The sequence below is a fragment of the Streptomyces venezuelae genome (assembly GCF_008642355.1).
GTDB lineage: Bacteria > Actinomycetota > Actinomycetes > Streptomycetales > Streptomycetaceae > Streptomyces > Streptomyces venezuelae_B.
In genome coordinates this window covers 3,168,004-3,192,898 of sequence record NZ_CP029193.1, presented here as the reverse complement: position 1 = coordinate 3,192,898, position 24,895 = coordinate 3,168,004, and the positions used below count along the sequence as shown (strand labels likewise).

At 72.8% G+C, this 24,895-nt stretch carries 13 protein-coding genes; 1 reads left to right on the top strand and 12 read right to left on the bottom strand.

The annotated features are described in order from the left end of the window. Positions 1–46: 46 nt before the first annotated feature. Complete coding sequence (locus DEJ47_RS36420) at positions 47–1,678, bottom strand: hypothetical protein (protein ID WP_223828361.1); 1,632 nt, start codon at positions 1,676–1,678, stop codon at positions 47–49. Further along, positions 1,675–5,181, bottom strand: a complete 3,507-nt coding sequence (locus DEJ47_RS14800) for a bifunctional glycosyltransferase/CDP-glycerol:glycerophosphate glycerophosphotransferase (protein WP_150168542.1) — start codon at positions 5,179–5,181, stop codon at positions 1,675–1,677. Before DEJ47_RS14800 ends, DEJ47_RS36420 begins: the two co-directional genes overlap by 4 nt. Positions 5,182–5,345: 164 nt before the next feature. On the opposite strand from DEJ47_RS14800, the gene DEJ47_RS14795 reads away from it, so the two are divergent. Next, on the top strand, positions 5,346–7,466 hold the full coding sequence (locus tag DEJ47_RS14795) for a CDP-glycerol glycerophosphotransferase family protein (protein WP_150168540.1): 2,121 nt from the start codon (positions 5,346–5,348) through the stop codon (positions 7,464–7,466). Here DEJ47_RS14795 and DEJ47_RS14790 read toward each other — a convergent pair. The 10 genes from DEJ47_RS14790 to DEJ47_RS14745 all read right to left on the bottom strand — a co-directional run bounded on the left by DEJ47_RS14790 (position 7,442) and on the right by DEJ47_RS14745 (position 24,883). Beyond that, positions 7,442–10,270: a stealth conserved region 3 domain-containing protein gene (locus DEJ47_RS14790; protein WP_150168538.1), complete on the bottom strand. Its 2,829-nt coding sequence runs from the start codon at positions 10,268–10,270 to the stop codon at positions 7,442–7,444. The two genes, DEJ47_RS14795 and DEJ47_RS14790, sit on opposite strands and share 25 nt — an antisense overlap. After that, on the bottom strand, positions 10,267–11,238 hold the full coding sequence (locus DEJ47_RS14785) for a hypothetical protein (RefSeq protein WP_150168536.1): 972 nt from the start codon (positions 11,236–11,238) through the stop codon (positions 10,267–10,269). Before DEJ47_RS14785 ends, DEJ47_RS14790 begins: the two co-directional genes overlap by 4 nt. A 136-nt stretch (positions 11,239–11,374) precedes the next feature. Then, the gene (locus tag DEJ47_RS14780) at positions 11,375–12,298 is read right to left on the bottom strand and encodes a class I SAM-dependent methyltransferase (RefSeq protein WP_150168534.1); all 924 of its coding nucleotides are present in this window, start codon (positions 12,296–12,298) and stop codon (positions 11,375–11,377) included. Positions 12,299–12,553: 255 nt separating this feature from the next. After that, positions 12,554–14,137, bottom strand: a complete 1,584-nt coding sequence (locus tag DEJ47_RS14775; protein ID WP_190415420.1) for a hypothetical protein — start codon at positions 14,135–14,137, stop codon at positions 12,554–12,556. After that, positions 14,134–16,377, bottom strand: a complete 2,244-nt coding sequence (locus DEJ47_RS14770; RefSeq protein ID WP_150168530.1) for a bifunctional glycosyltransferase family 2 protein/CDP-glycerol:glycerophosphate glycerophosphotransferase — start codon at positions 16,375–16,377, stop codon at positions 14,134–14,136. Before DEJ47_RS14770 ends, DEJ47_RS14775 begins: the two co-directional genes overlap by 4 nt. A gap of 121 nt (positions 16,378–16,498) precedes the next feature. Beyond that, the gene (locus DEJ47_RS14765; protein ID WP_150168528.1) at positions 16,499–18,751 is read right to left on the bottom strand and encodes a CDP-glycerol glycerophosphotransferase family protein; all 2,253 of its coding nucleotides are present in this window, start codon (positions 18,749–18,751) and stop codon (positions 16,499–16,501) included. Between the two features lie 36 nt (positions 18,752–18,787). Then, a complete protein-coding gene (locus DEJ47_RS14760; RefSeq protein ID WP_150168526.1) occupies positions 18,788–21,046 on the bottom strand; it encodes a bifunctional glycosyltransferase family 2 protein/CDP-glycerol:glycerophosphate glycerophosphotransferase in 2,259 nt (752 codons plus the stop codon). 210 nt (positions 21,047–21,256) lie between these two features. Continuing rightward, positions 21,257–22,087, bottom strand: coding sequence for a carbohydrate ABC transporter permease (locus DEJ47_RS14755; protein WP_150175642.1), 831 nt, complete (start codon positions 22,085–22,087; stop codon positions 21,257–21,259). A gap of 47 nt (positions 22,088–22,134) precedes the next feature. Next, positions 22,135–23,415: a carbohydrate ABC transporter permease gene (locus DEJ47_RS14750; protein WP_150175641.1), complete on the bottom strand. Its 1,281-nt coding sequence runs from the start codon at positions 23,413–23,415 to the stop codon at positions 22,135–22,137. A gap of 73 nt (positions 23,416–23,488) precedes the next feature. Beyond that, positions 23,489–24,883: an ABC transporter substrate-binding protein gene (locus DEJ47_RS14745; RefSeq protein WP_150168524.1), complete on the bottom strand. Its 1,395-nt coding sequence runs from the start codon at positions 24,881–24,883 to the stop codon at positions 23,489–23,491. Positions 24,884–24,895 lie beyond the last annotated feature (12 nt).

Below are 24,895 nucleotides of genomic sequence, written 5' to 3'. Positions count from 1 at the left end.
GAGGCAGGATGCGGTCCACAGGGGAAATTTTAGGGGTTGCTGGCAATTATCCGATTAGAGGGGCATTCGTGGGCGTGGATCCGTCCCGAAGGGCACCTTTCGGACCGTCCGGCCCCGCTGGACCCCCCGCCGACGCCGGACCGCCCGCCGACGCCGGGCCCCCCACCCGCGCGAGCACCTCACCCGTACGCGGACTCCACCCCACCACCACAGCCTCGGACGGAACCCGCTGGTCACGGGAGAGCAGCAGCCACCGCACGTCGTAGCGGCGGACGATCGCCGCGCGTTCGGCGCGCGTCGACTCCGGGTCGAGGTAGGTCCGTACGGCCGCGAGACGCCGGTTGCGCACGTCCTCGTCGAGCGAGGCGTCCGGCCAGGCGGGGGCGACGAGGTTGGCGCCGTAGCCGGGCACGGAACGGGTGGGGTAGTAGCCGTTGGTCAGGACGACGTCGCCCCGGTGCATGTGGCCGACCGCCCACCCGTACCCCGGCCAGCGCGGCGGCTGGTCGAAGCCGATGGGGTCCAGGGCGCGCGGCACGACGGCGCCCGCCTGGATCTGGAAGAACCCGACGCACGCGCCGAGCGCCGCCGCCCCGGCGAGCGCACCGCGCCGCCACCCCCAGACGCGCGGCGCCGCGAGCTCGACGGCGAGCGCGAACTGGAGGGGGACCAGGGTCAGGCCGAGGATGCGGCCGTACGTGTAGTGGCCGCTGACCCAGCCGTACGCGACGACCGCGCAGTCCAGGGCGAACATCAGCACCAGGGGGTCCCTGCGGTCCCTGCGGAAGCGCAGCCACAGGGCGGGCAGGCCGAGCAGGGCGAGCCAGAAGCGCTGGGGCATCTCGGTGTAGAGCTGGCGGTGGATCCAGTCGACGGACGCGTCGCCGACGAGGGAGAAGACGCTGTAGTACGGCCAGACCGCGCCGATCACCGCGGCCGTCACGGCGGTCGCCGCCCAGCACAGCACCCGGCGCCCCACCGCGCGCCCCGAGGCCGCGAACGCGACGACCCCGATCACCGCCCCCACCGAAGAGATCGGGTGGACGAGCAGGATCAGCCCGCACAGGGCGCCGAGCCCCACGTACGGCCACCGGCCGCGCCGTGCGTCGCGGGTCAGCGTCCCCGCCCAGGCCCACGCCCAGAACGTCAGGCCGATCGCGAACGTCGACGGGTACCCGAGGTTCCCCGTCATCGACATCAGGCCCAGATAGCCGCTCCACCACGCCATCCGGGTGCCCCACAGCAGCACCATCGCGAACAGCGCGAGGACCGGCGCCCACGGTCGGGGCGTCAGGACGCGGACGAAGCGGCCGATGCCGGTGAGGAGGACGAGGAGGTTCAGCGGGCCCGCGAGCTTCACGACCTGCCAGCCCGCGAGCCCGGTGACCTTCGCGAACAGGCCCTGCGCGACGGCGTACGGCGAGTAGTACGCGCTGCCCTCGCCCGGCAGGTCCGCCATCGGGTGCGCGGGGTGGAGGAGGTTCTCCTTCAGGCGCTCGACGACCGCCGCGTGCTGGCCGAAGTCGCAGCACATCGGGACCCGCCAGTACGCGAGCGACATCACCAGCCAGAACAGCCCGCCGAGGACGAGGTACGGGGTGGGCCGACGGCGCCTGCCGCCGTCGCCGAGTGCCGTCGCGCCGTGGCAGGCGCGGCGCGTGAGCAGCGCCCCGCTCACCGCATGAGCCTCTCCGCCACGCGGGCGGCGGCCCGCCCGTCGTCCAGGTCGCAGTAGGCCTCGCGGAACGCCGCGTACGCGTCCGCGTGCCGTGACGTGATGGCGTCCAGGTCGCGCAGCGCCTCGACGACCTCGTGGGTGGAGGCGAGCAGCGGGCCGGGGGCACGGGTCTCGAAGTCGAGGTAGAAGCCGCGGACGGTGTCGCGGTAGTGCTCCAGGTCGTACGCGTGGAACAGCATCGGTCTGCCGGTGTGCGCGAAGTCGAACATCAGGGAGGAGTAGTCGGTCACCAGGACGTCGGCGAGCAGCAGGAGTTCGGCGGCCCGGGGGTGTGACGACACGTCGCGAACGAAGGGGGCGCGGGCGCCCGGCAGCCGTCCGGACGTCAGCGGATGCTTGCGGACGAGCAGCACGTGGTCGTCGCCGAGCACGGACTCGGCGGCGCGGAAGTCGAGCGCGGGCTCGTAGCGGAACCGGCCGGGGGAGTACGCGAGGTGGTCCCGGTACGTCGGCGCGTACAGCACGATCCGTTTGTCCGGCGCGATGCCGAGCTCGTCGCGGACCCGTGCGGCGACCTTGTCGCGGTCCTCGGTGAACAGCACGTCGTTGCGGGGCGAGCCCGCCTCCAGGACCTCGCCCTCGTAGGCGAGGGCGCGGCCCAGGTGGGGGGTGGAGAAGCGATTCGGCGAGATGAGGACGTCCCACTGGCGGGACAGCTTCGGCAGGGCGTCGAGGTGGCCGTGGTCGGCGTAGAGGGTGTCGGTCAGGTCGGTGCCGATGCGCTTGAGCGGGGCGCCGTTCCAGGTCTGGACGACGGTCTGGCCCTCGCGGCGCTCGAAGAAATCGGGCAGGTGCCCGGCGGTGACGATGCGGCGGCAGCGGGCCAGCGCGTCGTACCAGTCGGCGCTGTGCTCCTCGACGCCCTTGGCGCCGGCGGGGACGTGCGTCTGCTGGTCGTGCGTGACCCACAGGTGGTCGACGTCGGTGCCGCGTCGCACCAATTCCTCGTGGACGGCGCGCGGGGAGTCCCCGTCGAAGTACAGGACGGAGTCGAGCAGCGGGAGTCGGCGGCGGCTCGGGTAGTGGACGGTACGGAGTCTGTGCCGCCGGTACGCGCCGCGCTCGGAGCGCGGGAGCACGGACCCGGCCTCCACGAACAGCCGGTCGCCGAACCGCCGGTCGACGGTGAACTCCCGCCCCTGGACGGTGTGGTGCAGGGGGAGCGTGGCGGACGCGGAGGCCAGCAGCCGTACGGGAACGCCGTCGTCGGCGCGGGCGGGTGCGGGCCCTTCCCCGGAGCTTCCCGCCGTGTCCCGCAGGAACGCGTACCACCGTCCCTCCCGCAGCGCGCCGCCCCCCGGCGCGACCACCGCACGGAAGCGGTCGCCGTCCTGCTCCGTCGGGACGGTCAGCTCCTCGTCACGGCCGCTGTGCCGCAGCACCAGCTCGGGCTCGTGCCAGCTGGCCGGGGCCAGCGTGCCCTCCACGGCGAGCGTGCCGTCCGCTCCCCACGTGACGCGGTCCGCGACGGGCTGCCGGGTCAGCTCGACGACCAGGCGGCCCTGGTCGTTGGCGGTGGCGCAGAGTTCGCGGCCCGCGCGTGAGGCGTACCGGCCCGGGGGCAGGTCGAGCGTGGCGGCCAGGGATTTCAGTGTGCCGTCGGGCAGGACGAGGTTGGCCTGCCAGCGGTCGCCGTGCGGCGGCTCGACCTCCTTGGGCGCGAGGTGCGGGGTGGGCGCCACGTCCTCCAGGTCGGCGAGGCGGACGCGGACCTCGAAGCGGTCGCCGGTGTGGCGGACGGGGTGGTCGAAGTCCGTCTTCGTGGCCGCGTGGGTCAGGCGCAGGGCCTTCGGGCGCAGGCGTCCCGGCAGCGTGCCGGACAGCACCACGTCGTCCCCGTCGCGCCGGTGGGCGTCCACGCGCGCCGCGTACTCCTGGATCCGCAGCACGAGGCGGCCCTTGCTGTAGCCGAGGACGAGCCGCAGTCCGTCGTCGAGCTCGCGCACCACGGACTGCGCGGACGCGCCCTCGGTGGCCCGCAGCGCGGTCCTGCGCACCATGCCGTGGCCCGCGACGACCAGGCCGAACAGCCAGTTGCCCGGCTGCCAGCGGCCGCCCGTCTTCAGCTGCTCGGGGTCGACGGTCATCTCGAAGCCCGACAGGTCGTAGCAGTGCAGGCGCTGCCGGGAATTCTCGGTGGCCTGCGGTGCGGCGACCGTGCGCGTCGGGACGCGGCGGAACTTTCCCCGGCTGTGCGCCGCCTTGAGGAGTCCGGCCTTCACGGAGTGCCCGGGCCGGGTCGCCTCCATGTTGCGCACGTACGCGTATCCGGAGATCCGCAGCTTTCCGCCGGCGTCCCACCGCGCCTCGCTCACCCGGGCCACGGTGGGCAGTTCGCCGCGGCCGATGCGTGCGACCTTCTCGGGGAGGGCGTCCACGCCGGGGTACGCGGCACGGCGGCGCACCTTCCCGCGCACGTGGAAGGCGGTGCCGTTGGCGCGCTCGAAGGCGAGGAGTTCGATGAGCTCGGCGGTACGTGCCTCGCGGACGAGCTGCCACTTGACGCGCAGGTCGACGGGGAGCTCCGCGAGGACGGCCGGGTCGGCGCGGCGCAGGAACGCGGCGGTGTCGGTGAGGAACGCCGTGCGGTACTCGGGGCCGCCCATCGGCAGCCCCTCCAGGAAGTACACGAAGTCGTCGCGGAGGCAGGACGCGTCGTACGTCTTCTTCATCTGCGGCGCGTGCCGGGCGAGGAACCCGCTGACGTGCGCGCAGGCCGCGATCCGGTCGCGCACGCCCTTGACGTCGGTGCGGCGCCGGGTGATGGAACCCTCACGGACGCGCCAGTAGTAGACGTGGTCGCTGAGCACGTCCACGGATCCGGCGAGGAAGTGCGCCGGGATCATCACGGGGGTGTCCTCGTAGAGCTTTCCCTCGGGGAAGGTGAAGCGGTGCCGGTCCCAGAAGGCGCGGCGGAACACCTTGTTCCAGGCGACGCGGTCGGCGAGCAGGTCCAGGTCCTCGGAGATGTGGGTGCTCGTGCGCGCCTCGGTCAGCCACTTGTACTGCCAGGCCTGGGACCGGCCGCGTTCGTTGAGCCGCCACACGTTGCCGCTCGCGAAGTCGGAGCCGGTGGCGTCCAGGCTGGCGATCATCCGCCCGTACGCGTCGTGCGGCACGACGTCGTCGCTGTCGACGAAGGTCAGGAACTCGGCGGTGGGGGACGCCTTGCGCACCCCGGTGTTGCGGGCGGCGCTCAGTCCGGCGTTGCGCTGGCGGACGTAGACGAAGCGGGGGTCCTTCGCGGCGAACTCGCGGGCGATGCGCGGGCTGCCGTCCGTCGAGCCGTCGTCGACGAGGATGCACTCCAGGCCGCCGCGCGCCTCGGGGCCGCCCGTCAGGCCGGGGCCGTCCATGGTCTGCCCGGCGATCGACTCCAGGCACTCCTCCAGAAACTCCTCGACGTTGTAGATGGGTACGACGACGCTGAGACGGGGCTGCACGCGAACCGGCCTTTCATCGAGCCAAGAGACAGGGCAGATAACGGCATATTCATCCCCTTTGCCCGTTGTCGGCTCCCCGGCGTCAATGTCCACGCCCGCGACCACCCCAACGAGTGACGTTCGGTCTTCGACAGGCGGTGTCCGGCTGGCTACGGTCGGTGTTCATGACGCGCTTCTCGGTAGTCGTCCCCGTCCACCGCGTCCAGGGCTACCTGCGCGCATGCCTGGACTCCGTGCTCACGCAGTCCTTCGCGGACCTCGAACTGATCGTCGTCGACGACGCGTCGCCCGACGCCTGCGCCGCGATCGCCGGGGAGTATGCGGAGCGCGACCCGCGCGTGCAACTCGTCCGCCTGCCCGCCCGCGCGGGCGCGGGCCCCGCCCGCAACATCGGCGCCGACCGCGCCACCGGCGGCCACCTCCTCTTCCTCGACGGCGACGACCTGCTCCTGCCCGGCGCCCTGGAGGCCGTCGACGCCGCGCTCACCGCCGCGGACGACCCGGATGTCGTCCTCTGCGCCCACGACCGCGTCGACTGGTGGGAGAACGTCCGCCCCGGCGGCGACGACCTCACCGGCGACCCCCTCGCCGCCACCCCCGCCGCCTGGAACCGCGTCTTCCGCCGCGGCTTCTGGCAGGAGCGGCAGCTCGCCTTCTCCTCCGGCGCGTACGAGGACGTGGTGCCCGTCGTCACCGCGACCCTCCGCACGGGCGAGCGCACCGCCGTGGTCGAACGGCCCTGCGTGCGCTGGCGCGAGCGGCGCGCGGGCAGCTTCTCCAAGACCCCGGGCCGTGCCCACTTCGCCCTGATCGGACGGTACGAGGAGCTGCTCGCCGCCGCGGGGCCCGAGGACCGCGCCCGGCTCCTGCCGCACGCCGCCGCCCACCTGCTCGCCGTCCTCGACGACCCCGGGCGGATCGAGGACGGCGACCGGCGCGACTTCTTCCGCGAGGCGGCCAGGCTCCACCAGCAGTACGCGCCGGGCGGCACCGCACCCCGCACCCCCGAGGGAAAAGCCCTCGCCACAGCCTCGTTCGCCGCCTACGAAAGCCTCCGCAAGGCCGAGACGCGACGGCTGCGCCTCACCCGGCAGCTGAAGCGGCAGAAGAAGAAGCTGCGGGCCCGCGCCATGCGCGCCGCCTACCGCGCCGACCTGCGCCGCCCCCTCGACCCGCACCTCGCGGTCTACGGCGCCTACTGGAACCGCGGCGTCTCCTGCAACCCCGCCGCCATCCACGCCAAGGCCCGCGAACTCGCCCCGCACGTCAAGGGCGTGTGGGTCGTCTCCAGCCGCAACAAGCACCGGGTGCCGCCCGGCGTCGACTACGTCATCGAGGGCTCACGCCGCTACTGGCAGGCCATGGCCACGGCCACGTACCTCGTCAACAACTCCAGCTTCCCCGGCGGCTTCACCAAGCGCCCCGGGCAGGTCTACCTCCAGACCCACCACGGCACCCCCCTCAAGACGATGGGCCTGGACCAGCGCCGCTACCCGGCGGGCACGCACGGCATCAGCTTCCAGAAGGTCCTCGACCACACCGACCAGTGGGACTTCAGCCTCTCCTCCAACCCGCACTCCACCGAGATCTGGGAGCGCGTCTACCCCTCCGTCGCCTACCAGGCCCTGGAGGCCGGCTACCCGCGCAACGACGTGTACTTCACCGCGGGCGACGACGACGTGGCGCGCGTGCGCACGCAGTTGGGGGTGGACGACGGGCGGACCGTGCTGCTGTACGCGCCCACCCACCGCGACTACCAGAAGGGGTTCCTGCCCCGCCTCGACCTGCGCCGCTTCGCCGACGCGCTCGGCCCGCGGTACGTCGTCCTCGTGCGCGCCCACTACTTCTACGGCGGCGACGCGGGCCTGGACGCCCACCCGCGACTCGTCGACGTCACCGGGCACGCGCGCGTGGAGGACCTCTGCCTGGCCGCCGACGCCCTCGTCACGGACTACTCGTCCCTGATGTTCGACTACGCCTGCCTCGACCGCCCGATCGTGACGTACGCCCCCGACTGGCAGGCCTACCGCCTCGCCCGCGGCACCTACTTCGACCTGCTCTCCGGCCGCCCCGGCGAGACCCCGGGCGCCGTGGCCACCACCGAGGACGAGCTCGCCGCGCTCTTCAGGGACGGCGGCTGGGACACCTCGGAGACGACGGCGCTGCGGGCGGCGTTCCGGCGGCGCTTCTGCCCCTACGACGACGGGCGCGCCGCCGAACGCGTGGTCCGGCGGCTGTTCCTGTCCGGCGCGTCCGGCGCTCAGGAGCTGTCCCGCACCTCGTAGGGCGAGCGGACCGGGAAGTACGCGGTCAGGAACGAGCGGATGGCGAGCGCCATCTCCTCGTCCGTCACCCCGCCGTCGGGGGACTCCCCGATGCAGAACGCGGTCCGGTCCCGGTTCTGCAGGAGCCGCCCGAGCCGCGCGTGGTCGGCCGGGTCCCCGATGTCCACGAAGTCGTACGAGATGCCGGCGGGCACCGCACGCCCGGTCAGGTACGCGTAGTGCTGGTGCAGCGAGGAGACCAGCGCGATGTCGCCCCGGGAGCGGACGCGGCTGCGGGCCGTGGCCGCCAGCTGCTCGGGGAAGCGCTCGGTGATCTCCTGGAGGATGCTGCGGCGCAGCGCGTACGGCACGTGGAAGAAGGAGTGCGTCGTCGTCCTGCCGAACGCCTCGCGAAGCAGCGCGCGGTTGTTCTTCGCCGCCGCCAGATACCCCTCGTCGTCCGGTGCGACCGGCAGCGCGGGCACGGACGCCGACGACCAGAAGAAGCGGGCCAGGCCATTGCTGAGGAAGAACGTGTCCGGGGTGGTGGGGCGGCCGAGGAACATGTCGTCGTTGAAGTAGAGGAAGTGCTCCGACAGGCCCTCGATGCGGTGCAGCTGCGACTCGATGGAGTGCGAGTTGAAGGTCGGCAGGCACTCCTCCGGGTCGGCGAACAGGTCGCGGTGGTCGACGACGGTCAGGCCCGGGTTGTCCCGGTCCAGCCAGGGCGGGGTCTGGCCCGCCGTGACCAGGTACACGTGCCGGATCCACGGCGCGTACATCGCGATCGACCGCAGGCTGAAGCGCAGCTCGTCCCGGTTGCGGAACCGCACGGCGCCGCCGTCGGCCGACGTGTCGCCGCCGCCGAGCGTCTCCTCGCGGCGGGCCCGCCACGCGGGGTCGGAGTCGTCGACCCACGTGTAGACGGCGTCGATGGGGAAGTCGACGTCCTTGACGAGGAGTTCGGTGAACACGTCGAGCGTCGGGTACGCGCGTTCCGCCACGTCCAGCGTCGCCGTGGGGGTCAGCGAGGGCAGCTCGGCGCCCGCGAGCGTCGACCCGAACGGAGAGTGGAAGGCACCCTCGGGCGTCCGTGGCCAGAACCCGACCGTGCAGGCGAGCCCCGCGCCGTGCCGCAGCGACAGCGTGGTCGTGGTGACCGGCTTGAAGACCTTCACGCCCGCGAGGTCGCCGATGGCGTCGAGGCGTTCGGCGAGAACCGTGCCGGGCGCCGCGTCGCGCGGGTTGACCAGCTCGGCGTAGACCGGCTGCCCGCGCAGCGCCCCGGCGAGGGCCTTCAGCGCGCGGGGGCGGTCGTCGTCGGCGACGGCCAGGGTGTGGGCGGTCCCGCCCGGAGTGCGCACCATGACGTAGGGGACGTCCTGCGACTCCAGGGCGTCCGCGACGAGACGCAGGTTCCACTCGGCCATCCGCGGGGCGAGGATGTCGTCGCGCCGCTCGGCGAGGCGGCCCACCGAGCGGATGACGCGGCCCGACTCGTCCGCCGCGAGGATCTCGTCCTCGCGGGCGTGCTCGTCGGCGGCGGCCGCCGCGTCGAAGGTGTGCGGGGCGGTGGGCCGGAAGCCACTGCCGCCGGACGCGACACCGAGCGCCACCCGGTCCGCGCGCCCGCGCAGCCGCCCGGGACGGTCACGGCCCGCCACGAGCCGTGTGTACAGCTCCTCCCAGCGCGCGGTGACGTCGGCCGAGGAGAACCGCGCGTACACGCCTTCGCGCGCCGCCTCGGCGTACCCGCGCCGCATCTCGTCGTCGCCCATCAACTCGCCCATGGCTACAGCCAGTTCATCGACCTGTCCCGGCGGTACGAGCAGCCCGTCGACGCGGTGCCTGACGATCTCGGCGGGCCCCGTGAGCACGTCGTACGCCACGACAGGGACCCCGGCGGCGAGCGCTTCGAGGAGGACCAGCGGGAACGCCTCGTTGTGCCCGGCCGTCATCAGGCTGAGGCCCGCCTTGGCCCACTCGGCGGCCATGTCCTGGCAGGGGCCGAGGAGTTCCACCCGGTCGTGCAGCCCGAACCCGTCGACGAGGCGGCGCAGATGCCGTTCCCGGTGGCCGCTGCCGAAGATCCGCAGCGTCCACTCCGGGTGTGCGTCGGCGACCTGCGCGAACGCCCTGATGGCGTGGTCCACGCGCTTCTCGCCGGTCAGGCGGGCCGCCATGACGATGACCTTGCTCTGGCCGTCCGCACGCGGCCGGAAGCCGTCCGGCACGGCGTTCGGGATGACGGCGAGCTCGGGGGCGGTCGCGCCGAGGGACTCCGCGAGCCAGTCACGGGTGCGACCGGTGAGCGAGACGAGGGCGTCCAGACGCGGCGCGTGCAGCAGCAGCGGCTCGCCGGACGGACCGCGCCGCTGGGTGGGCCGGTGCTCCTGGTGGACGGTGACGACCCGGGCGGGCACCAGCGCCACGGCGGCGGCGAGCAGCGCGGGCGTCGTCGTGACCAGCACGTCGGTGTCGAGCGAGCCGAGCGCGGCCGTCATCTCGATGTCCGAGAGCCGGTCGAAGGCGCCCTCCCAGGCAGGCCTGATCAGCTCGCTCGGCAGCGCGGCGAGCGTCCGGCACGCCGCGTCGTCCAGATCGGACTCCCGCACGGGGCGTTCGGGTGTGACGGTGCGGTCGACGAGGTGGCGCACCGGCAGTTCGCGTGCCTCCGCGAAGAACGGCTCGGCACGGGTGCGGAAGACGGAGACGACCTCGACCTCGACACCGGGACGCTCGGCGAGGTGCCGGGCCTGCGTGTACGTGGCGAGCTCGGTGCCGCCCATCTCGTCGCCCCAGCCCAGCAGATACGTGATCTTCATGAGGTCTCCTCCGCGAGGTCCCGCGGTGCGTCGGACTCCCGCACGGCGTCGGTGATGTCCCAGCACGTCACCGCGAACGCGCCGGTCCTGGTGAAGTGGGCGTGCGCCCGCACGAGCGCCCCGCCGGGCAGCGCGTGGACGCGGAACGGGGTGGGGTAGGCGGCGGACGGGTCCCGCACGTCGGTCAGCCACCGCCCGACCGGCAGCCGCCCCACGCGGAAGTCCCACACCCACTGCCCGGGCCCCGCCCCGGCCATCGCCGCCAGCGGCACCCGCAGCGCGAACGCCGCGCCCTCCCACGCCACTTCGGCGGGCACGGCCACCCCGTCCCGCCGCCGCACGGCCTCGGCGGCCCCGCCGGGCAGACCCCCGGCGACGAGCCTCCCGTGCACCGTGATCCCGTCCCCCGACGGCACGAACCGCACCAGCTCCGCGCGCGGCCGGGACCGCGTCGCCTGGAGCACCGCACGCCCGCTGCGGGCCCGCACGACCCGGACGAGGGTGCCGGTCCGCGGGTCGGGGGCGTGCGGGGCGGTCGGCGTCGTGGGCGGGGCGCCGGTGTCGGCGGGCGCGAGCCCGTACCGGCGTACGCGGCCGGCCGCGTCCCGCGTCTCGACGGTCAGCCGCCACACACCGTCCCGCATCCCGCGCAGGGTCACCGTGGCGGTCAGGAGGGGAGTGGCGCCGGTGTGCGGTTCGTACGTGAGCGGGACGGCGATCCTGCGCGGTCCGCGGGTGATGAGGAGCCGGGCGCGGCCGGGCCCGTGGGGGGCGGCGAGCGCGACGTTGAGGGTGCGGCTGTCGCGGAGCGAGAGGTGCACGGGCGCCAGGAGCGACCGGTCCCGCCCGGCGCCGCCGCGCACCCGGCCCGCGGCGGTCCGTTCCAGGCGGAAGCGGGTGCTTCGCGCGGTGCTGAGCAGCCGCCGGGCGAGGCGTGGCGGGGCGAACCGTGGGGCGGAGTGGTCCATTTCTCCACTGTGTACGACGTTGACCACATGTCGTCGCGGACGCCCCGGCGGCTGCGCCAACATGCACCATCCGGCGCTGCACCCGCTGCACCCGCTGCACCCGCCGCTTTCGCCGCACCCTGTGCGGTCGGGGCGTTCAGCCGCGGGCTTTCCGTACCGCCCGGGTCACCACCGGCGGCAGCAGGTCGACGGCGAGCCTGCGGACCGCCCGGCCCCGGGGAGCGGGCAGAGCGGGTGGGGGTGTGGGCGCGGGGGCGGCGGATTCGGGGACGGCTGTGGGGGCGGGCCTGGCGGGGCGCGCGGGGTGGCGGGAGGTGACCAGGTCAGGCGCCGGGATCTTCGCCCGGGAGGCCCGCAGCACGTCGAGGCCCGCGATGTGCTGGATCTCCGGGGCGCAGTTGGGCATGGCGTGCAGCGCCTCGTGGAGCGCGTCCCGCAGCGGCGCCGGATCGCCCCAGGTGCCGTACAGCTTGTTGGAGGAGAGCATGACGGGCCGCAGACCGTGGCGGAACACGGCTTCCCAGGTGGCGGCGGCGACGCCCGGCGTGTGTTCGGTGCGGTAGTCGTCGAGGACGAGGACGCCGTCCTCGCGCAGCGCGTTCTTCGCGGTCAGGATGTCGTCGCGCACGTCGTCGTACATGTGTGAGGCGTCGATGTGCACGAACCGGCACGAGGCGTCCTCGACGATCCCCGGCAGCACGTCGGTGCGGCCCTCGACCAGCGCGGGCAGCGTGTCGTGGAAGGCCGTGTAGTTGGCCTCGAAGGCACGCCTGGTCAGGGACTTCTGGTAGAAGGCCTTGGTCGCCTCCTTGGTGTAGCCGTCGTCGGACCCGAAGAGGTCACAGACCGTCATCTTCTCCCCGGGCCGCAGGAACTGGCCCATGACGACGGTGCTCTTGCCGAGGTAGCAGCCCATCTCCAGGAGGTCGCCCGGCGGGGTTCCGGCCGCGCCGTCGCCGAGGAACCAGGCGAACAGCCGCTGGTCCAGGGGCCAGAACCAGCCGGGTACGTCCTCCAGGGTGGTGGGGCGCGGAAGTCCGGCGTCCGGGGTCGTCGTCATCAGAGGCCTCCAGCAGGGGGTCTGCGGTCTGTGTGCGGTCGGTCGGATCGGTCAGTGGTTCGGTCGGGCGGCTGTCTGTCCGGGACCGGCGTTCTGTCCGGGTCCGGCTGTCTGTCCGGGACCGGCGGTTTGTCCGGGCCGCAGGACGCCACCGCAGCGGTCCCGCCCGCTGTCGTACGCCGCGGGGACGACGCGGCCCGCCCACGCGCGCAGCGGCCCGAGGCGCTCCGGGTGACGGACCGCGTCGGCCCGCACCTAGTCGCCGCCGCCGTCGTCCGTGCGGTACACCGGTACGTAGCCCTCCGCCGTCAGCCGGGGCGCCGTCATGCCGGTCTTGCGGGCCCAGACGCCGACGGCGTGGACGAAGGTGGGCCTCAACTCCCGGAAGGCGTACGCCCGCAGCCCCTCGGTGTCGCCCGCCGCGAGCGCGTCCGCGATGCGCGGCTCGGTGAGGCCCGCGAGGTCGTGCACCGTCAGGTCGCTGGTGAGCAGCGTGCCGCCGAGGCTGGGGAGCAGGACGGAGCCGCCCTCGATGCCGAGCCGGTCCGCGTACGTGTTGAAGACGACGCCGTCGCGGTTGACGACGAGGCACATCGGCAGCGTGGGCTCGGCACGGAACGCGGCCCCGCGCTCGCGCTGCGCCGACCACGACAGGAGCAGCGTCGTGCTCAGTGCCACGGCGACGGCGGCCCGGGGGCGCGGCCCGCCGCGCTCGGCGAGGCCCACGGCGGCCGCGGCGAGCGCCAGCGCGGCCAGCGGCCACACGGGCGTCGCGAACCGGTGCATGCCCATCCAGTCCGGCTCCAGGACGCCGTACGCGCACAGTGTCAGGGCCAGCGGCAGGACGACCGCGGCGAGCGCCGTGCGCGGCATCCCGCGCCGCGTGAGGGCGATCCCGAGAAGCGCGGCGGCCACGAGCACCGCGGGCCAGCCCGCGAAGGTGAGGAGTTCGCCGGTGGTGCGGGTGAACAGCTCGGCGTCGGGAAGCTCCTGGGCCTTGGCGACGGCCGTGTTCGGGACGAGACGGCCGAAGACGGCGAGGCGCCAGACGAGGAAGAGCGCGTAGGGCACGGCAAAGGCGACGGCGCTCAGCATCGCCGCCCGCACCCTGTGACGCATCTTCGCGTCGCCCACCGTCAACAGAACCAGCAGCGGGTACGCGCCCGCGAGCACCGCGCCGTCCGGGCGGGTCAGCGCGGCCACCAGGGCGAGGAGTCCGGAGGCCGCGGCGGGTCCTCTGCCGAGCAGGCTGTCCGCGGCGACCGCGCGTACCAGCACGGCCGCCAGAACCGTGGCGACACACGCGTACAGCGGGTTCTCCAGGCCCGAGAACGTCCACGCCACGAAGGAGACGTTGGCGCCGAGCAGCACCCCCGCCAGAGCCGTGACCAGCCAGGAGCGGGCCACCAGGCGCCGGGCGGCGCAGGCGACGGCGGCCAGGGTGACCAGGACGCAGAGCAGGCCCAGCGCCTTGGGGTAGAGGACGAGGTCCGGGATGCCGGAGACGGCCCTGTGGTCGAAGAGGCCGAGGCGGCGGCCCGCGACGAGGAGCGCGAGCCAGGCGGGGTTGGAGTAGCCCTCGACGGGTTCGGCACCCGGTTGCTGGACCGGGCCGAGCCCTTCGTCGATGCTGCGCGCGTACGCGAAGGTGATCGCCGCGTCGTCGACCACCCACTGGCCGAGCCGCGACCCGTGCAGGGCGACGAGGGCGCCGCCCCCGACGACGGCCGCCGCGTCGGCCCACCAGGGGGAGGCGGCGCTCTTCGGGGTGCCGGCGCGGGCGGCACGTGCGGGCTGCCCCGGGATCTCCACGGCGGGAGCAGTCCTCGTACCGCTCATCGTGTGCTGTTCGACAGGGTGGTGGGGGCGGCGTCCCGCAGACGTCCCGGGTCCTGCTGGGGGATGGCGGGCGGCGGACACTCCCGGCCCAGCATGACCCGTGACACCACGCGGGCCGCCGCGTTGCCGTCCTCGTACTCGCAGAACCGGGCGCGGAACGCGGCGCGCAGGGCCGCGGACCGCTCGTCGCGCCACGTGCCGGAGGCGAACAGGTCCGCCAGCCGCGCGGTGTTCGTGGTGACGTGGCCGGGGGGTGTCGCGAGGAGGTCGAAGTACGTGCCGCGGGTGACCTGGAAGGTCTCCCAGTCGTCCGCGTGGACGACGATCGGGCGGTCCAGGCACGCGTAGTCGAACATCAGGGACGAGTAGTCCGTCACCAGCACGTCGGAGGCGAGCATCAGATCCTCGACGGACGGCTCGTCCGTGACGTCGCGGAGCACGCCGCGCCGTGCCAGGTCGCGCAGTTGGAGGCCGCGCACGGCGGCGTGGGCGTACTGCGGGTGCAGCCGCACCAGGAGGGTGACCCCGGGCCCGGCGTCGCGGACCAGCCGCTCGAAGTCGAGGCGCGGCTCGTACCCCTTGCGGTGGTCGCGGGGTGTCGGCGCGTACAGGATCACGGTGCCGCCGTCGGGGACGCCGAGCCGCCTGCGCACCGCCACACCGCGCAGCGGGTCGCCCTGGACGAGGACGTCGTTGCGGGGCGCGCCGGTCGGCAGCGAGGTGAAGCGGCAGGGGTAGGCGCTCGCCCAGGCGCGTTCCGCGTGGCGGCCCGACACGAGGCTGTAGTCCCAGCGGTCCGCGCGCCACAATTGGCCGCGGAGGTTCAGACGGTGCGTCGCTGCGGGGCGGCCGAGGAGGTCGATGCCCATGTGCTTGAGCGGGGTGCCCCGGTGGGTCTGCACGTGGATCTGGCCCTCGCGCTTCACCAGGCCCGGCGCCCAGTTGACGTTGCTGACGAAGTACGTCGCCCGGCTCGTCACCCGGTGGTAGGCCGGGGTGTCGGGCAGCACGAAGTCGACGCCCTGCGGCACCCGGTCGAGCACGTCCGGGTGCACCACCCACACCGCCCTGACGTGCGGCGCGACGAGGCCGGCCGCCTGGTGGACGGCGGCCGGGTCACCGAGCAGGCCGCGGTGCGAGAACGCCGAGTACACGGCGAGGTCCGGGTCCAGCGGGCGGGTGCGCTGCACGCGGGTGAGGGTCCTCTTCACCCTCTTCGCGGCCTCCTCGCGCAGCCGCCGCTTCCTCTCCCGCGCGGCGGCGACCACCGACTGGGCAGCCGCGGCGGCCCGGAACACGGCGTACGGACTGCTCGCCGTGAGCCGCCACTGGAGGCGGAGGGCGTCGTCGGGCGGGGTGAACCCGGGCGGCCTGTGGCGCCGGTGGAAGTCGACGATCAGACGGTAGAAGTCGCCGCGGTCCTCGGCGGGGACGCGCTCGGTGTTCGGCAGCGTCGTCAGGAAGTGGTTGATCGTCCGCTCGAAGAGCAGCGGGCGGGCGGCGTCGAGTTCCGGGTGCGCGTCGAGGAACGCGAACAGCGCCTCGTACTGCGGGAAGATGTCGAAGTGCCTGCGCCCGGGGGTGCGGGTGATGGCGCCCTGCCTGCGCTGGCGGTACTCCACGCACACCCGGTCGAGACAGCCGATGCGGCGCGCGGAGACCAGCGCCTGATACGTGACGGGCGCGTCCTCGTAGAGCCCCTTGCGGTACGTGAATCCGTGCCCGGTGAAGAAATCGCGCCGGTACGCCTTGTTCCAGGCGACCAGGAACAGGTGCAGGTACCGCGGACTGCCGAGGATGTCGAACGTCTCCGTGCCCGCGGAGGCGAGCAGGTCCGCCGTCATGCTTCGGCCGCCGGAACCCCACCAGTGCGTGCGGACGTGGTCGAAGACCAGCACGTCGGGGTCGGCGGTGACGCGGAGCCGCTCGTCGATCGCCGCGAGCGCGCCCGGCGTGTAGCTGTCGTCACTGTCCAGGAACAGGAGGTAGTCGCCGGTGGCGTACGTGACTCCGGCGTTGCGCGCCCCGCCGAGCCCGGCGTTCTCGGCCAGGTGGACCGGGCGGACCCGCGGGTCGGCCGCCGCGTACTCGTCGACGATGGCGCCGCAGTGGTCGGGCGAGCAGTCGTCGACCGCGATGACCTCGAAGTCGGTGAACGACTGCGTCAGGACCGAGTCGAGGCACGCGCGCAGGAAGCCCTGCACCTTGAAGACGGGGACGATGATGCTGAAACGAGGCACGGGGTCTTCCTCCGGTCGGGACGGACGGGCGGGCGGGACGGCCTGCGTTGCGGGACGGGTGGGCGCGACGGCCTGCGCCGGGGGTCGGGTGGGCGCGACGGCCGGTGCGCGCGGACCAGCGCTACGCCCTGTGCTGCGGCACGCGTGGCGCAGCCGGTGCCGGGACGCGGTCGCGCAGCGGGACGACCGGGGGCAGCCGTTCCACGGGCTCCCCGAGCAGCACCCGCCGCACCACCCGCTCGGCGGCGAGCCCGTCGTCCAGATCACAGAACCGCTCGCGGAACGCCGCCCGCAGCGCCCCCGCCCGCGGGCCCTCCCACGCACCCGAGCGGAACGCCGCCGCCAGCTCGTCCGGGGTGCGCGCCACCACGCCCGGCGGCTCGGCGAGCAGGTCGAAGTAGACGCCACGCGTCTCGCGGTAGACGTCCCAGTCGTCGGCGTAGACCACGATCGGGCGGTCCAGGTTGGCGTAGTCGAACATGATCGACGAGTAGTCCGTGACCAGCGCGTCCGAGGCCAGGCACACCTCCTCGGGGGAGCGGTGCGCCGTCACGTCGATCAGCTTCCCGGAGCGCACCACCTCGTCGAGCCCCGCCGACCCCTCGTACAGGTGGTGGGCGCGGAGCAGCACCACGAACGCGTCGCCGAGCGCGTCGCAGAACGCGGGCAGGTCGAGCTGGGCGGCGAAGTCCGTGCGGTAGTCGCGGTGGGTCGGCGCGTACAGCACGGCGATCCTGCCCTCGGGCACTCCGAGCCGCTGCCGCAGGGCGCGCACGTCGTCGGCGGAGGCTCGGTAGAAGGCGTCGTTGCGGGGATAGCCGACGTCGAGGCTCTCGTACGCGCCCGGGTACGCGCGCTCCCACACCTCCGTCGAGTGCCGGTTGGAGGACACGTTGAAGTCCCACCGGTCCACGCGCCGCAACAGCTTGCCCAGGGGCCCGGCCGCAGCGGCGGTGGCGGGGAAGTCCGCCTGGTCCACGCCCATCCGCTTCAGCGGGGTGCCGTGCTGGGTCTGCACGTGGACGGTGCCGGGACGCTTCTTGACGGCCATCTCGAAGTTGACGTTGTTGAAGGTGTACTTGGCCCTCGCCATGACCTCCCAGTAGCGGCGGCTCCCGATCACCACGCCCTCGACACCCTCCGGGAGGCCCGCGGCCGCCCGCGCGTCGGAGACCAGGAACACCGTCCTGATGTGCGGGGCCAGCTCCCGCGCCCTGGCGTGGATCGCCGCCGGGTTGCAGGAGTAGCCGCGCCCCCAGTACGCGGAGAACACGGCGAGGTTCTCGTCGACGGGCCGCCGCAGGAAGGCGGCGTAGGCGTTGCGGCCGGGCAGCCGGCGCGCCACCTTCCCCCACACGACCCGTAGCAGCGAAACCGCGCCCGCCACCCGGGACTTGAGGCCGCGCAGCAGGCAGAACGCGTCGTACGCCCCCGCCCCCAGCAGCCGGTGCTGCACCCCGACGCTCCCCGCGGGCGGCCGGAACCCGGCCGGCCTGTGCAGCCGGTACAGCCGCGCGGCCTGCCGGAAGAAGCGCCGCCGCAGCCGCGCCGAGGGCAGCCGTCCGGGCGTGGACGCCGCCTTGAGCAGCTCGTGCGTGAACCTGCGGAAGACCCGCGCGAGGACCGGCGCGGGCACGTCGAGCGCCACGGCGTCGGCCATCACGCGCCCGAACCGGTCGAGCAGGTCCATGTGGTGGAGGCCGGGGGCGCGGTGCCGTGCGCCCTGGCGGCGCAGCAGGTGCCGTACACAGACCCGGTCGAGCACGGCGATCCGCCCCGCCCGCAGCACGGCCCGCGGGCCCCACTCCGTGTCCGTGAACATGCCGGGCTCGAAGACGAGACCGTGTTCGGCCACGAAGGCGCGCCGGTGCGCGGCGGAGAACGCGGGGACCAGCGGGTCGGGCAGCGCGGCGTGCTCGGCCACGGCGAACGTGCCCCGGGGCGCGCCCGCCCACAGCCGTTCCAGGGCCGGGCCCTCACCGCCGTCGAACCAGTGCACGCGCTCGTGGTCGAAGAACAGCAGATCCGGGTCGTCGCACGCGGAGAGGCGGGCGTCGAGCGCGGCGAGGGCGCCCGGGGTGAGCGTGTCGTCGCCGTCGAGGAAGAGCAGGTAGTCGCCGGTCGCCGCGCCCATCCCGGCGTTCCGTGCTCCCGGCAGACCCGCGTCGGGCGGCGACTGGGTGCGCCGCACCCGCGGATCGCGCGCCGCGTGCTCGGCCGCGATCACCGGGCACGGCCCTGCCCCCTCGTCGAGGGAGTCGACGACCGCGATCACCTCGAAGTCGGCGAAGGACTGGCCCAGCACGGAGGCGAGGCAGCCGGTGAGCCGCCCCGCGACGTCATGGGTGGGGACGATGATGCTGAAGCGCGGCAAGACGGCCTCCCTCAGTGGTGGTTCACTCGGCGCGGATCACAGCTGCGGGGACCGCTGGAGCCCCGAGAACGGCACCCGGTCCGGCAGCGGCGCACCCCCCGGCACCGGATGCCGTTCCTCCAGCGGCACCACGGACGGAAGACCGCCCCGCTCGCCGAGCACCACGTGCCGCACCACGCGCTCCGCGGCGCGCCCGTCGTCGAACGCGCAGAACCGCTCGCGGAACGCCCGCCGCAGCTGCGCCGAGCGTGAGCCCGCCCAGTGCCCGGTGGCGAAGATGTCGACCAGCTCGTCCTCGCTGCGCGCGACCGCGCCCGGCGGGAACGCCCGCACGTCGAAATAGGTGCCGCGGGCCGCCTCGTAGGCCTCCCAGTCGTCGGCGTGCAGCACGATGGGCCGGTCGAGGTTGGCGTAGTCGAACATCAGGGACGAGTAGTCGGTGACCAGCGCGTCCGACGCGAGGCACAGCGACTCGATGCTCGGGTGGTCCGACACGTCGATGAGCCGTCCGGAGGGCTGTTCGCCGCCGACGGCGAGCGGCGCCTCGTAGAAGTGGTGCGCGCGCGTCAGGACCACGAACCGCGGGCCGAGCGCGCGCAGCATCCGCTCCAGGTCGAGGGAGCGGAGCTGACTGCGGCGGTAGTCGCGGTGGGTCGGCGCGTACAGGACGGCGACCGCGCCGTGCGGGACACCGAGGCTCTCCCGGAGCCGGGCGACCTCGGCGGAAGTCGCGCTCTGGAAACGGTCGTTGCGGGGGCAGCCGTATTCGAGCGTCGTGTATCCGGCGGGGAACACCCGCTCCCACACGAGCGTCGAGTGCCGGTTCGCCGACAGCACGTAGTCCCATTTGTCGACGTTCCGCAGCAGCGCGGCGAAGTCCATGCCGCGCGCTGCCGCCGGGCGCTCCTGGAGGTCGAGGCCCATGTGCTTCAGGGGTGTGCCGTGCTGGGTCTGGACGAGGACCTGTCCGGGCCGCTTGACCAGCCTGCGGTCGAAGTTGACGTTGTTCACCAGGTACTTGGAGCGGGCGAGCGCCGTCCAGTACGCGGCCGAGCCGGGCCGCAGTCCGCGCGTCGCCGGGGGAATCGTGTGGTGGTGCCGCGGGTGCGCGATCCACGCGGTGCTGATCTCCGGCACGAGCTCGCGCATCGCGGCTTCCAGGGCGCCCGGACTGCAGCCGTGGCCGCGCCCCCAGTACGAGGAGAAGACGGCGTGCCGCTCGCGCACGGGAAGGCACAGCTGGACGCGGTAGTGCAGCTGGAGCAGGGCGCCCTTGGTGCGGCGGACCGCGTGGGACGCGGACCGCCGGGCGCGGGACCGCAGCCGCAGCGCCGCCCACAGGCCCGTGTACGTACGGTGCGAGCCGAGCCGCACCAGGCCGTGCCGCAGCCGGGTACGGGCGGGCACGGGGGCGCCCGGGGCGCGGTGGCGCCGGTAGTGGGAGCGGGCCCGGCGCAGGAACGCGGCGCGGGAGCCGCGCGGCAGCCTGCCCCGCTTGGTGAAGATCGTCGACAAGTGGTCGACCATGCGTCGGAACATCACGGGCCGCCACGCCGCGGACAGTTCGGGGTGCTCGTCGAGGAACGCGAAGACCCGGTCGTACTGGTCGAAGATGTCGAAGTGCTTGAGGCTCGTGGTGCCGAGGATGTTGCCCTGGCGGCGCTGGCGGTAGTGCACGCAGACCCGGTCGAGGGTGGCCATGGTGTCCGCCGTCATCAGGAGCGGATACGTCCAGGGCGTGTCCTCGTAGTAGCCGGGCGGGAAGGTGAAGCCCTCGCGCTCGACGAAGTCGCGGCGGTGCGCCTTGTTCCAGGCGACCATGAGGACCTTGAGGAGTCCCGGCCGGTCGGCGAGGCGGAAGGGAGCGGCGCCCTCCTCGGTGAGGTGGGCGGCGAACTGGTTGCGGACGGCGTCGCCGGACCAGAAGGTGCGCGCGTAGTCGTAGATGAGGACGTCCGGCTCGCCGGTCTCCTTGATGCGGTCGGAGATGGCGTGCAGGGAGCCGGGGGTCAGGGTGTCGTCGCTGTCCAGGAAGATCAGGTAGTCACCGGTGGCGTGCTCCATGCCGGCGTTGCGGGCCCTGCCGAGACCGACGTTCTCCTTCAGGTGGACGGCTCGCACGCGCGCGTCCCGGGCGGCGAACTCGTCGATGATCGCGCCGCACGCGTCCGGCGAGCAGTCGTCGACCACGATCAGCTCGAAGTCCGTGAGGGACTGTGCGAGCACGGACTCCAGGCACTCGTGCAGATATGCCTGCACCCGGTATGCGGGGACGATGACACTGAACCGGGGCAAGGTGAATCCATGGGTCGGCGCGGTCATACTGCCCTAAAACGCCCACGGAGGTGATCGCGTTACACCGGCTGTGGCATCCGGGGGATGGACAGCAGAGGACGGCCCGGTCAACCCGCCCGGACCGCCCTCTCTGGTATGCACGCCTCGCTCACGCCGTACGTCGCGCTCACGCCGTACGTCGCGCTCACGCCGTACGTCGCGCTCACGCCGCTACTTCACCGCGCCCGCCATCACCCCGGACACGAACTGCCGCTGGAACGCGAAGAACACGGCCAGCGGGATCACCATCGAGATGAACGCGCCGGGCGCAAGGATCTGCACGTTGTCGCCGAAGAACCGCACCTGCTGCTGGAGCGCCACCGTGATCGGCGGGTTCTTGGAGTCGGCGAAGATCAACGCGATCAGCATGTCGTTCCAGACCCACAGGAACTGGAAGATGCCGAGCGAGGCGATCGCGGGCGCCCCCAGCGGCATCACGACCCGCACGAACAGCCGCAACTCGCCCGCCCCGTCGAGCCGCGCCGCCTCCAGGAGTTCACGCGGGATCTCCGCGAAGAAGTTCCGCAGGAGGAAGATCGCGAACGGCAGGCCGAACGCCACATGGAAGGTGATCACGCCGATCGTGGTCTCGAAGATGCCGATCTTGCCGAAGAGGTCGGCGATCGGCACGAGCGCCACCTGCACCGGCACGACGAGCAGCGCGACCACGCCGATGAACCACCAGTCGCGGCCGGGGAACTCCATCCACGCGAAGGCGTACCCGGCGAGCGAGCCGATGACCACCACGAGCAGCGTCGCCGGGACGGTGATCATGATGCTGGACAGGATCGAGTCGGTGATCGTCTCGTCCTTGAGGAGCGTGCTGTAGTTGTCGAAGGTGAGCTGCGAGGGCGCGCTGAACGCCTTCCACCAGCCGCTCTCGCTCATGTCCTCCGGGGTGCGGAACGAGCCGATGAGCAGGCCGATCGTCGGCACCAGCCAGAACAGGCCCACCAACACCAGGAACACCCGCAGCGCGGTGCTGCCCAGCAGGGACGCCATCCGCCCCCCGAGCGACTGCCTGGCCTTCACGATCTCGGTCTGAGCGGTCACCGTCGCGCCTCCCGCCTCATCCGCCGAATGTTGAACAGCATCACGGGGATCACGAGGAGGAAGAGCAGCATCGCGATGGCGCTGGCCACTCCCACGTCCTTGTCCAGGAACGCCGAGTTGTACAGCTGCACCGCGAGTACGTTCGCCTCGTCCTTCGAGGAGCCCGGCGGGATCACGAAGACCAGGTCGAAGATCTTCAGTACGTTGATCATGAGCGTGACCAGGACCACCGCGAGGACCGGGGCGAGCAGCGGCACCGTCACCCGCCGGAACACCTGCCACTCGTTGGCGCCGTCCACCCGCGCCGCCTCCAGGAGCTCACGCGGCACGCTCGCCAGGCCCGCCGCGATCAGCACCATCGCGAACCCCGCCCACATCCACAGGTAGGAGCCGATGATCGAGGGCGTGATCAGCGTGGGGCCGAGCCAGTCGACGCCGTTGTACGCCTCCCGGAAGTTGGACGCCGGATACCGCAGCCGGGCGCCGTCCGCCTCCTTCGGCAGCGCGAACGTGCCGTCGTCCGCCGCCTCGGTGGACGCCACCACCTCACCGTTCCTGACCGCCTCGATCTTGATGCCGGAGTAGCCGAACTCCGTGCTGTCGGGGGCGTTCGCCTTCCCGCGGCCCTTGCCGCGCGTGAAGTCCTGCCACGCGGTGCCGGTGACCTGCTGCGGATCTGCCTCAGCGGGCCGCGCCGCCTTCGCGCCGTCCGGCATCTGGTCGGGCGGTACGCCGGTCAGCGGGAGCACCACGGGCGTGCCCGCCTTCACCGGTTCCTTGGTGATGAACGCGCCGCCGCCCGCGTCCCTCAGCGGCGAGAGCGTGCTCGGATGCGCCTGCGGGAACGCCGACGCCTCGGAGAACGTGTCGTGCACGCTCACCATCACGGCGTTGGCGACACCGCGGTCGGGGTCCGACTCGTACACGAGCCGGAAGATGATGCCCGCCGCCAGCATCGAGATCGCCATCGGCATGAAGATGACGAGCTTGAACGCCGTTCCCCAGCGCACCCGTTCGGTCAGGACAGCGAAGATCAGACCGAGGATCGTGGCGACCGTGGGCGCCACGACCACCCAGATCGCGTTGTTCTTGATGGCCGTACGGATGCCGTCGTCCGTGAAGAGCGTCTCGTAGTTGCCGAACGCGGTGAAGTCGCCCGAGTCGTCGAAGAAACTGCGGAAGAACGAGTACCCGATCGGGTACAGGACGAGCGCGCCGAGCAGCACCAGGGCGGGCAGCAGAAAGAGCACCGCCATGGCCTTGCGCGTGCCGGTCACGCTTCTGCGCGGGGTCGGAGCCGGGGGCGGCGCCATCTCCGGCGCACCCCCGGCGTTCACGGACGCCACCGCGTCAGTCCTTGTACGCCTTGGCCGCGGCGGTCTCCAGCACCTTCTGCGTGCCCGCGACGTCCTTCGGGTTCTGCAGGAAGTCCTGCAACGCCTTCCACTCGCCCTTGCCCGGCGTGCCGCCGAAGGACTGCGGGGCCTGGTCGGACATGTCGAAGCGGATGTCGTCGCCCGCCGCGATCAGATTCTTCGCGATGTTGCGCTGCACGTCGTTGGGATACGCCGACATGTCCAGGTTCTTGTTCGGCGAGATGAAGCCGCCCGCCTCGGCCCAGATCTTCGCCGCGTCCGGCGAGCCGAGGAACGTGAGGAGCGCCTGCGCGCCCTTGCTGTCCTTCAGCGCGACGGCGGCGTCACCGCCGACCACGGCGGGGGACTCGTCGCCGACCGCGGGGAAGGCGAACACCTTCGCGTCCGTCCCCACCTCCGCCTTCGTCTCCGAGATCGACAGCGAGACCATGTCGCCCTCGAAGACCATGCCCGCCTTGGGCTGGTCGCCGCCCGTGAAGGTCTGCTTCACGGACACCGGGAACTCCGTCTGCAGCGCGCCCTTCGCGCCGCCCGCGACGAACCCCTTCGCGCCGAACACCTCGCCCAGTGTGGTCAGCGCCTCCTTGACGGACGGATCCGTCCACTTGATCTTGTGCTGGGCGAGTTGGTCGTACTTCTCCGGACCCGCCTGCGAGAGGTAGATGTTCTCGAACCAGTCGGTGAGCGTCCACGCGTCGGCGCCCGCGACCGATACCGGCGGCACCCCGGAGTCGTACACGGTCTGCGCGGTCTCGACGAAGTCGTCCCAGGTCTTCGGGACCTTGACGCCCGCGTTGTCGAAGACCGCGGTGTTGTACCAGACCAGCGACTTGTTGGCGGCCTTGAAATAGACGCCGTACTGCTTGCCGTCGACCGCGCCGAGCTCCTGCCACCCCTTCGAGTAGTTCTTGTCGAGCTGCTTCTGCGCCTCGGCGCCGACCGGCTTCGCCCACTTGTTCGCCACGGCCTGCTCGATCGCGCCGACCTGAGGCAGCATCGCGACGTCCGGCGGCTGACCGCCGGCGACCTTCGACTCCAGGAAGCTGATGATGGGGTCCTGAGCGGGCACGAAGGAGACGCTGGCACCCGTCCGCTTCTCGAACTCGTCGAGGACCTTCAGGAAGACCTTGCGCTCCGCACCGCCCCAGACGGCGGCCACGGACACGTTCTCCCCGTCCAGCTCGGGCAGTTGCAGCGAAGACGCGGTGTCGTCGTCCGTTCCCTTGTTCCCCTTCTCCCCGTCGTCGCTGTCGTCGCCGCCGCACGCGGCGACGGTGAACGCGAGTGCGCCCGCCACGACGGCCGAGGCGATTCTGGCGGTGGTACGCCGATGTAGCGGTGCCCTGCGTGTACGAAGAGTGCTGCGCATCACTGCCCCGTT

Coding starts and splice junctions, on each gene's coding strand:
- DEJ47_RS14785 (WP_150168536.1), bottom strand. CDS start 11,238: ATGGACCACTCCGCCCCACGGTTCGCCCCGCCACGCCTCGCCCGGCGG.
- DEJ47_RS14795 (WP_150168540.1), top strand. CDS start 5,346: ATGACGCGCTTCTCGGTAGTCGTCCCCGTCCACCGCGTCCAGGGCTAC.
- DEJ47_RS14755 (WP_150175642.1), bottom strand. CDS start 22,087: ATGGCGTCCCTGCTGGGCAGCACCGCGCTGCGGGTGTTCCTGGTGTTG.
- DEJ47_RS14745 (WP_150168524.1), bottom strand. CDS start 24,883: ATGCGCAGCACTCTTCGTACACGCAGGGCACCGCTACATCGGCGTACC.
- DEJ47_RS14775 (WP_190415420.1), bottom strand. CDS start 14,137: ATGAGCGGTACGAGGACTGCTCCCGCCGTGGAGATCCCGGGGCAGCCC.
- DEJ47_RS14780 (WP_150168534.1), bottom strand. CDS start 12,298: ATGACGACGACCCCGGACGCCGGACTTCCGCGCCCCACCACCCTGGAG.
- DEJ47_RS14790 (WP_150168538.1), bottom strand. CDS start 10,270: ATGAAGATCACGTATCTGCTGGGCTGGGGCGACGAGATGGGCGGCACC.